The sequence below is a fragment of the Acinetobacter sp. NIOH-H-8 genome (assembly GCF_046635365.1).
Taxonomy (GTDB): Bacteria; Pseudomonadota; Gammaproteobacteria; order Pseudomonadales; family Moraxellaceae; genus Acinetobacter.
This window is the reverse complement of sequence record NZ_JBHDVN010000082.1, coordinates 1-8,272: the sequence shown is the minus strand read 5'-3', so window position 1 is coordinate 8,272 and position 8,272 is coordinate 1. Positions and strand designations below refer to the sequence as shown.

The window sequence follows — 8,272 nt, the reverse complement described above, 5'->3', positions numbered from 1 at the left end:
CTTGACTCAAGCATTAATGCAGTACGATCTTCAAAGTTAAGATGATGGTATGACAATTTTATATACTCCATAAACCCTTTAAATTAATTAGGTGGTTTATGTCGCACTTCAAGTTTTACTCTGCCCTCCATTGTTTTCAATTTATCGGATTTCTAAAAACATGAGATATATGTTTCAATAAAAGTTTTTAAGAACTTTATACACCAAATACCAATGCTTCACTTATGATAAAGTGGATTAAAATTGCAGAAAATGGGTAAATCCATAAAAAATGTCAACATCTTCAAATATACAATTGTATTTCAATTTCCGTTGTTTATAGTTGGAACATTTTTTTAAATCTCTACACTCAAGGTTAGATTTATGTCTACTGCTCATAAAAAAGCATCCTTATTGCAAAAAGTCAGTAAAGGACTCACAGTTGGTTCAGTCATTACAGGAAGCACGTTTTTACATGGTCCCCCTGTTTTGGCACTCGGTTTTACCAAGCTGTTTAAAAAATCAAAAAAAGTAGACGAAACCAATATTCAATTGGCCAATAGCTGGATTGGTGTAAACAACCACCTGATTGAAAAGGTGCTGCCAAACCTAAAGTGGGATATGGGTATAGGAAGTTCAACCGCCCTTTTTGGCGAGTCTGGCGGGTAGGAAGCGGCCGCGCAAGCGCCGCTTTGGGCACAGATCGGGCACAGATCGGGGGTTCATGCGTGGGTTTTCGACATCGCGGGGCCACGCAGCGGCTCAGTGCGTAGCCATTTCTCACCGAATCCCGGCACAGGGCCGAGCGCAGCCCTGCGGGGTCGTGGCCGCATCGGATCGGACTCTGGCTTGGCTGCCGGCTGTGTGGCCGGCGCCTCATCACGCGGCGGGCGGCGGGGCGCGCGCTGCGGGCCGGTAGTGCGCTTGCTCCAGCGCGCCGTGTTTCTCGAAGTGGGCGAGGATGGCGCGAATGGCCTTGGGGTCTTCGATGCTGGCGACGATCCGCACCGCGCCGCCGCAGTGGGCGCAGGTGGTGATGTCGATGGAAAAGACCCGCTTGAGCCGTTGCGCCCAGCTCATCGCACGGCGCTTCTGCTCGGGGCTGCGCGGCTCGTCGTGGGCGCTGACGTCCACTGGCGCCGCATCGCCCGCAGGCCGCCTGCCGCGCCCCGAGGGCGTCAGCTGCGCGCGCAGGTTTGCATTCGGGGCGAATACGCCGTGGAAGCGGGTGAGATGCGCGCGTGGCGGCGGGACCAGTGCCGCCAGCTTGGCGATGAAGTCCACCGCATCCCATTCGACATGCGTGGTGCCATTGCGCCACGGCGTCTTGAGCTGGTAACGCACCCTGCCCTGTGGCGAGATCGATAGCCGCTGCTCGCTGATCGCCGGGCGCGTGATGTAGCGGCACAGCTTTTCGAGCTTGTGGCTTTCGTGTGCTTCCGCGGCCACGCCGGCATGCAGCGAGAAGCCGCCGACCTTGCCGGCGTCGCCCTCCAGCGGACCGGCGTCGCCAGGCAGCGTTTGCAGCGTGACGACCTTGCGGCCAGCGTCGCGACCGGTGGCGATGCGGTAGGTCATCGAACTCATCCGCAGCCCATCCATGCCGTCGTCGCTACCCGCGCTGTCGGACAGGAACACGGATTCGTCTTCGCCTTCGAGCCAGCCGCGGCGCGACAGGTGCCGGCACACGCGATGCGCGATGGTGTTGGCCAGTTCCGTCAGTTGCGCCGATGTGGGCGCACGGGTGCGGTGCAGGCGCGGCTTGCGCTGCGGACGCTCGGTGGTGTCCTCGTACACGCCGTCGAGCCACAGCATGTGGAAGTGGATGTTGAGATTCAGCGCGCTGCCGAAGCGCTGGATCAGGGTCACCACGCCGCATTGCGCCGTATCCCGCGGCACGCCGGCCTGATCGGCAAGCCAACCGGCGATCACACGATGCACGATGCCCAGCACCGGGCCGATCGCCTCAGGCTTGCTGGCGAACAGGAAGCGCAACGGGTACGGGAAACTCAGCACCCATTGCCGCACCGGCCGCGGGCCGAACACCTCGTCCACCAGATGCCGCGCCGACTCGGCCATGCGCCGTGCGCCGCAGCTCGGGCACAGCCCGCGCTTCTTGCAGGAATACGCCACCAGCCTCTCGGCACGACAGTGCTCGCAGACCACGCGCAGGAAGCCGTGCTCGAGCACGCCGCAGCGCAGGTAGGTCTCGAACTCCTCGCGCACATACTCGGGCAGCGGGCGGTCTTCGGCCTCAAGACGCGCGATGAAGTCCGGGTAGTGCGCCTGCACTAGCGCGTACAGCAGCGTGCGCTCGGGCAGGTGGCGCGCGTAACGCGCAGCGGCGTGGGCGGCCGGCAGTGGCGCGCACACCTCGGCCTGCCGCCGGGGTGCGGTCAGGCGCGGCACGCAGCGCTCCGTTGCAGGGACGGCTGCTCAGGGTTGCGCCCGCGAGCACGCGTTCATATCGGCGTTTTCTGATCTTCGCGTCAGACATTGCCGCGGGGCGGGTAGGAAGTCTCCCGCCTCGGACGCCAGAACGCACAAAGCCCGGCACGAGGCCGGGCTTTGTGGTCTTGCTTGATGGATCGCGGGGCTTAGAAATCCATGCCGCCCATGCCGCCCATGCCGCCGCCGGCCGGCATCGCCGGCTCGTCCTTCTTCGGGGCCTCGGCCACCATCGCTTCGGTGGTGATCATCAGGCCCGCGATCGACGCGGCGTTCTGCAGCGCGGTGCGGGTGACCTTGGTCGGGTCCAGGATGCCGAACTCGATCATGTCGCCGAACTCGCCGTTGGCGGCGTTGTAGCCGAACGCACCCGAACCTTCGACCACGCGGTTGAGGATGACCGACGGCTCATCGCCGGCATTGGTCACGATCTCGCGCAGCGGGGCTTCCATCGCGCGCAGGGCGATCTGGATGCCGTGGTTCTGGTCTTCGTTCACGCCCTTGATGCCGGCGATCGCCGCCTTGGCACGGATCAGGGCGACGCCGCCGCCCGGGACGATGCCTTCCTCGACGGCCGCACGGGTCGCGTGCAGGGCGTCTTCGACGCGCGCCTTCTTTTCCTTCATCTCGACTTCGGTGGCGGCACCGACCTTGATCACCGCAACGCCGCCGGCCAGCTTGGCCACGCGCTCCTGCAGCTTCTCGCGGTCGTAGTCGGAGGAGGTCTCCTCGATCTGCGCCTTGATCTGCTTGATGCGCGCCTCGATGCCCGCGCCTTCGCCGGCGCCATCGATGATGGTGGTGTTTTCCTTCGACACCTGGATCTTCTTGGCGCGGCCGAGGTCCTTGATGGTGGCCTTCTCCAGCGACAGGCCGACTTCCTCGGAAATCACCACGCCGCCGGTCAGGATCGCCATGTCTTCCAGCATCGCCTTGCGACGGTCGCCGAAGCCCGGGGCCTTCACCGCGCAGACCTTGACGATGCCGCGGATGGTGTTGACCACCAGGGTCGCCAGCGCTTCGCCTTCGACTTCCTCCGCCACGATCAGCAGCGGCTTGCCGGCCTTGGCCACGCCCTCGAGGACGGGCAGCAGGTCGCGCACGTTGGAGATCTTCTTGTCGTACAGCAGGATGAAGGGATCATCCAGGTCGGCCGACATCGACTGCTGGTTGTTGACGAAGTACGGGCTCAGGTAGCCGCGGTCGAACTGCATGCCCTCGACCACGTCGAGTTCGTTGTCCAGGCCGCTGCCTTCCTCGACCGTGATCACGCCTTCCTTGCCGACCTTGTCCATCGCCTGCGCGATCAGGTCGCCGATGTTGGCATCCGAGTTCGCGGAGATCGCGCCGACCTGGGCGATTTCCTTGCTGGTCGACGACGGCTTGGACAGCGACTTCAGTTCGCCGACCGCGGCCTTCACCGCCTGGTCGATGCCGCGCTTCAGGTCCATCGGGTTCATGCCGGCGGCGACCGCCTTCATGCCCTCGCGGATGAACGCCTGCGCCAGCACGGTGGCGGTGGTGGTGCCGTCGCCGGCGTTGTCGGAGGTCTTGGAAGCGACTTCCTTCACCATCTGCGCGCCCATGTTCTCGAACGCGTCAGCCAGTTCGATTTCCTTGGCGACGGAGACGCCGTCCTTGGTGATGGTCGGCGCGCCGTAGCTCTTCTGCAGCACGACGTTGCGGCCCTTCGGGCCGAGGGTGGCCTTCACGGCGTTGGCGAGCACGTTGACGCCGCGCACCATCTTGGAGCGCGCGTCTTCGCCGAAACGAATGTCCTTGGCAGCCATTGCGAATTACCTCGAAAAATTATTCGGATGAGAAATGTGTGGGAGCGACGCGCGATCAGCCGAGGATCGCGAACAGGTCGTCTTCCTTCACCACCAGCAGCTCGACGCCGTCCAGCTTCACTTCGGTGCCGCTGTACTTGCCGAACAGCACCTTGTCGCCGACCTTGACCTGCGGCGCGCGGACCTGGCCGTTGTCCAGCACCTTGCCGGTGCCGACGGCGACGACTTCGCCCTTGATCGGCTTCTCGGTGGCCGAATCCGGGATCACGATCCCGCCGGCGGACAGCTTCTCTTCTTCCATGCGCTTGATGACCACGCGGTCGTGCAGCGGCTTGATATTGGACATGGCAACCTCGGTAAATGGTTGATTGACGTGGAAAAACCCGGCGATTTTAGCAGTCGCGCGAAGCGAGTGCCAAACCGCGGACAACAGAACCGGGCGAACCCGGCATGCCACCGAGATGGGGCGGGCCCGCCGACTTTCAAGGGCCGCACGCGGATGTCCGCCAGGCCCGCCGGATCGGGGCAGCCGCTACCCTATGCCGGTGAGCGCCCTGATCTGCTTCTGCACCTGTCCCGACGCCGACAGCGCCGAGCGCATCGCCACCGCGCTGGTGGCCGAGCGCCTGGCCGCCTGCGTCAACCTCCTGCCCGGCCTGCGTTCGGTCTATCGCTGGCAACGCAAGGTCGAGGCCGCGGCCGAGGTCCTGCTGCTGGTCAAGACCAGTGCCGAGGCCTACCCCGCCCTGCAGGAACGCCTGCGCCAACTGCATCCCTACGAACTCCCGGAGCTGCTCGCGGTCGAAGCCGCGTCCGGCCTGCCCGAATACCTGCAATGGCTGGCCGCCGAGAGCCGACCGGTAAACTGAGCCAATGACCGCATCCACGATCCGCCTGCGCCGCTGGCTGGCCGGGCTCGCCCTGCTGCTTGCGCTGCCCGCGACCTCGGCCGTCGCCCAGGACTTCGAACTGCCGCCGGTCGACGAGGTCTTCGTCCTGTCCGCGCAGGCCACCGCGCCGGACCGCATCGAGGTGCGCTGGCGGATCGCCGACGGCTATTACCTGTACCGGCACCGCACCTCGGTCAAGGCCGATGCCGCCTTCACCGGCGCGACCATGGCGCTGCCGAAGGGCAAGGCCTACCGCGACGAATTCTTCGGCGACGTCGAAACCTACCGCAAGGAATTGCTCGGCACCCTCACCGGCACGCCCGCGGCCGGCGCGAGCGCGACCACCCTGACCGTGAAGTACCAGGGCTGCGCCGATGCCGGCGTGTGCTACCCGCCGCAGACCCGCACCCTGAAGGTCGCGTTGCCGGGCGAAGCGGGCGCTGGCGGCTTCGGCTGTAAGGCGCGCGGGCTGCATGATTATGTCGTCAAGAACGGCTCTGCCGATCATCCCAACGCCGAGGTGAAATTCGCACTGGGTGATGTGGTCAACACCATGATCGGCTGCACTAATGGTGAAACGATCATGCTGTGCCACGACACCTCGCTGCCGCGCCCCTATTCTCTCGGCTTTCGGGTGCAAGGCACCGAGGGGCTGTGGATGGACGTCAACAAGTCGATCTATCTGGAGGGCAAGAGCCCACAGCCGCACCGCTGGGAGCCTGCCGAGGGCTGGTTTGCGAAATACGATCACCCGCTATGGAAACGCTACGCCGATCTGGCGGCAGGGGCCGGGCATGGCGGGATGGACTGGTTCGTGATCCACGCTTTTGTCGAGGCGCTGAAGGCCAAGGCCCCGATGCCAATCGACATTTACGACGCGCTGGCCTGGAGCGCGATCACGCCTCTGTCGGAACAATCGATTGCTGAGGGCAATCGCACGTTAGATTTTCCCGACTTCACCCGAGGGCAGTGGCGCACCCGCAAGCCGATCTTTGCGCTGAACGACGCCTATTGATCGACGCGATTTAGGCCAAGCGCACCGCAAAGGCGAAATTGGTAATCTTGTCGGTATCCTTGACGCCCGGCGCGCTTTCGACGCCGCTGGAGGTATCGACCAGCGGCGCTCCGGTGCGCGCAATCGCCTCGGCAACATTCGTCGGATTTAGCCCGCCTGCCAGCCCCCACGGCAAGGCACCGCGATATCCGGCCAGCAGCGACCAGTCGAACGCCAACCCCATGCCGCCGGGCAGCGCGCCTTTGGGGGTCTTGGCGTCGAACAAGATCAAGTCCGCCGCCCCGGCATAGGCTGCGGCGCGTGCGACATCGCTGGCGCTGGCGACGGGCAGCGCCTTCCACACCGGCTTGCCAAACCGCGCGCGCAACTGGGCCACGCGTTCGGGCGATTCCGAACCGTGCAGCTGCAGCGCGTTCAGCTTGGCTGCCACCAGTGCGTCGGCGATGACAGCATCATCCGCATCGACGAACAAACCGACCATGGCGATCTGGCCAGCTGCGCGCGATGTCAAAGCGCCCGCGACATTCGACGTAACCGCACGGGGCGACGCTGGATAGAACACCAACCCGGCATAGTCCGCCCGCGCCGCGATGGTCGCATCGAGCGCCTCGGGTGTGCTGATCCCGCAAATCTTGATTTTCGCGGGCATGCGGTCAGTCGGGGTTCTGGATCAGCCGCACCAGCGTGCAGTCGGGATCGATCAGGTAGCCGATCCTCAGGCCGCTCGCCTCCAGTTGCGGAGCTTTGAAGCGCGGCCAGCCGGTGCTTTTTTCCTCGGCTCCCGCCGCGTTCACCAATGCCACCATGGCATCGAGATCATCCAACCGCAGGCAACAGCCGAACGAGCTCGTAGCTGGGTCGAGGTCAGGATAGGGGAAGAATTCGAGCTGCAAACCGCCGCGCTGCAGGATCATCCAGCCGCGATCCTTCCAACTCGTCGCAAAGCCCAGCTTCGCATAAAACGCCTCTGTCACATCGAAATCGCGCGATGGCAGATTGGGGGTGACGTGGTCAGCCATGGCTCAGCGCAGCTTGTCGGCCATGCGGGCCGTATGAGTGATTGCGGCGCGGCTATCGGGGGCGGAATGGCTCATCACGATCATGCTGGCCTTGGGGAACGCCGCACCAAACGCGCGCGCTGACGCGGCGTAGTGCTCAGTGTCGGCATCACCGAGATTGCCGAGCGACTTGGCCTTGCTGTCCTTGATCAGGCAGCCACCAAAAGCGATGTCGGTGCCGTCGATCCCAACGGTGATATTGTCACTGGTGTGGCCGGGGCCGGGGTAAAATACCTTGAGCGGGCCAAAGTTGGGCGCGGTTGCTGGTTCGACCCAGCCATTGGCGGCGAAAGTCAGGCTGTGTTGCGCCGCAACCATCCCCTCTTGCGGGGCAAGCTGGTTCGACAACGCATTGGCATAAGTCGCAATCCCCGCCGCATGCAGCGCGTCCATACCGCCCATCTTGTCCTGATGCGCGTGAGTCACCACCGCCAGCGCGACCGGCAGGTTGATCTCCTGCTTGATCCAGTTGAGGATCTGGGCGGTCTGGTCATCGGTCCAGGCGGTATCGACCACCAGCACGCGGCCGCCATCCCTGACGATCAAACCGTTGGAAGCGACTGCCCCGAAACCCGGCATGTCGAGATAGGAAGTGTGCTGCCAGACATTCGGTGCGAGCTGGCGGAAAACCAGATCGCCAAACCGTTGGTCGCCAGTTTCCATTTGCTGGCCAATCGTCGGGCGGATTTCACCGGGCATGCACCCGCTCAGCATCAATGCAGCGGCTAATGCGGTGCTCAGCTTCGCGACCGGGTGCATAATATTGGGCAATTCCATCAAGTTTTCCTTTTATTCAGCATTAAAAACCCCGCAAATGCGAGGCCTAGTAAATAGATGATCTTAATTTGGTTCACTGTAGCAAAAATATGGGGCGAATTCAAACATGAGGTGCGACAGTTTCAAAAGCCATATGATAATCAACAAGCTGAGCAAATTTCTCTAATGGTGTAAGCCAATCTAACGCCTTTCTAGGACGAGTATTCAGTGACATGGCAACTTGATTTAAATAATGCTGATCTGCCTGATTTAAATCAATCCCTTTAGGTAAATATTGCCTAATTAAACCATTCATATTTTCGCATGTGCCTTTTT

The 8,272-nt window shown here is 62.4% G+C and carries 9 protein-coding genes and 1 pseudogene; 3 read left to right on the top strand and 7 right to left on the bottom strand.

Annotation, left to right across the window (positions count from 1 at the left end; all coding sequences use genetic code 11):
- Positions 1 to 363 precede the first annotated feature (363 nt).
- Positions 364 to 609: pseudogene (locus ACEWB7_RS16625) on the top strand (hypothetical protein); the annotation flags it as partial.
- 249 nt (positions 610 to 858) lie between these two features.
- Here ACEWB7_RS16625 and ACEWB7_RS16620 read toward each other — a convergent pair.
- The 3 genes from ACEWB7_RS16620 to groES all read right to left on the bottom strand — a co-directional run bounded on the left by ACEWB7_RS16620 (position 859) and on the right by groES (position 4,563).
- A complete protein-coding gene (locus tag ACEWB7_RS16620) occupies positions 859 to 2,352 on the bottom strand; it encodes an IS91 family transposase (protein WP_043907034.1) in 1,494 nt (497 codons plus the stop codon).
- A gap of 224 nt (positions 2,353 to 2,576) precedes the next feature.
- A complete protein-coding gene (groL, locus tag ACEWB7_RS16615; RefSeq protein ID WP_004201176.1) occupies positions 2,577 to 4,217 on the bottom strand; it encodes a chaperonin GroEL in 1,641 nt (546 codons plus the stop codon).
- 55 nt (positions 4,218 to 4,272) lie between these two features.
- The gene (gene groES / locus ACEWB7_RS16610) at positions 4,273 to 4,563 is read right to left on the bottom strand and encodes a co-chaperone GroES (RefSeq protein ID WP_004201172.1); all 291 of its coding nucleotides are present in this window, start codon (positions 4,561 to 4,563) and stop codon (positions 4,273 to 4,275) included.
- Positions 4,564 to 4,756: 193 nt separating this feature from the next.
- Here groES and cutA point away from each other — a divergent pair, with 193 nt between their 5' ends.
- Both cutA and ACEWB7_RS16600 read left to right on the top strand, forming a co-directional pair.
- On the top strand, positions 4,757 to 5,086 hold the full coding sequence (gene cutA / locus ACEWB7_RS16605; protein ID WP_004201171.1) for a divalent-cation tolerance protein CutA: 330 nt from the start codon (positions 4,757 to 4,759) through the stop codon (positions 5,084 to 5,086).
- Positions 5,087 to 5,090: 4 nt separating this feature from the next.
- Positions 5,091 to 6,122 (top strand): protein-disulfide reductase DsbD domain-containing protein, encoded by a 1,032-nt coding sequence (locus tag ACEWB7_RS16600; protein ID WP_004201169.1) that lies wholly within the window; start codon positions 5,091 to 5,093, stop codon positions 6,120 to 6,122.
- 10 nt (positions 6,123 to 6,132) lie between these two features.
- Here the strand turns inward: ACEWB7_RS16600 and ACEWB7_RS16595 are convergent, their stop codons facing one another.
- The 4 genes from ACEWB7_RS16595 to ACEWB7_RS16580 form a co-directional block, all read right to left on the bottom strand.
- Entirely contained in the window at positions 6,133 to 6,771 is a 639-nt protein-coding gene (locus tag ACEWB7_RS16595; RefSeq protein WP_004201168.1) for a phosphoribosylanthranilate isomerase, read from the bottom strand.
- 4 nt (positions 6,772 to 6,775) lie between these two features.
- Positions 6,776 to 7,141, bottom strand: a complete 366-nt coding sequence (ble, locus tag ACEWB7_RS16590) for a bleomycin binding protein Ble-MBL (RefSeq protein WP_004201167.1) — start codon at positions 7,139 to 7,141, stop codon at positions 6,776 to 6,778.
- A 3-nt stretch (positions 7,142 to 7,144) separates the two neighbouring features.
- The gene (locus ACEWB7_RS16585) at positions 7,145 to 7,957 is read right to left on the bottom strand and encodes a subclass B1 metallo-beta-lactamase NDM-1 (protein ID WP_004201164.1); all 813 of its coding nucleotides are present in this window, start codon (positions 7,955 to 7,957) and stop codon (positions 7,145 to 7,147) included.
- Between the two features lie 100 nt (positions 7,958 to 8,057).
- The coding region (locus ACEWB7_RS16580) for a hypothetical protein (protein ID WP_005139060.1) at positions 8,058 to 8,272 on the bottom strand (215 nt) is incomplete at its 5' end.

What these genes read in the sequence shown, in the direction of transcription:
- ble (WP_004201167.1), bottom strand. Translation starts at nt 7,141, where the DNA reads ATGGCTGACCACGTCACCCCCAATCTGCCATCGCGCGATTTCGATGTG.
- ACEWB7_RS16585 (WP_004201164.1), bottom strand. Translation starts at nt 7,957, where the DNA reads ATGGAATTGCCCAATATTATGCACCCGGTCGCGAAGCTGAGCACCGCA.
- ACEWB7_RS16600 (WP_004201169.1), top strand. Translation starts at nt 5,091, where the DNA reads ATGACCGCATCCACGATCCGCCTGCGCCGCTGGCTGGCCGGGCTCGCC.
- groES (WP_004201172.1), bottom strand. Translation starts at nt 4,563, where the DNA reads ATGTCCAATATCAAGCCGCTGCACGACCGCGTGGTCATCAAGCGCATG.
- cutA (WP_004201171.1), top strand. Translation starts at nt 4,757, where the DNA reads ATGCCGGTGAGCGCCCTGATCTGCTTCTGCACCTGTCCCGACGCCGAC.
- groL (WP_004201176.1), bottom strand. Translation starts at nt 4,217, where the DNA reads ATGGCTGCCAAGGACATTCGTTTCGGCGAAGACGCGCGCTCCAAGATG.
- ACEWB7_RS16595 (WP_004201168.1), bottom strand. Translation starts at nt 6,771, where the DNA reads ATGCCCGCGAAAATCAAGATTTGCGGGATCAGCACACCCGAGGCGCTC.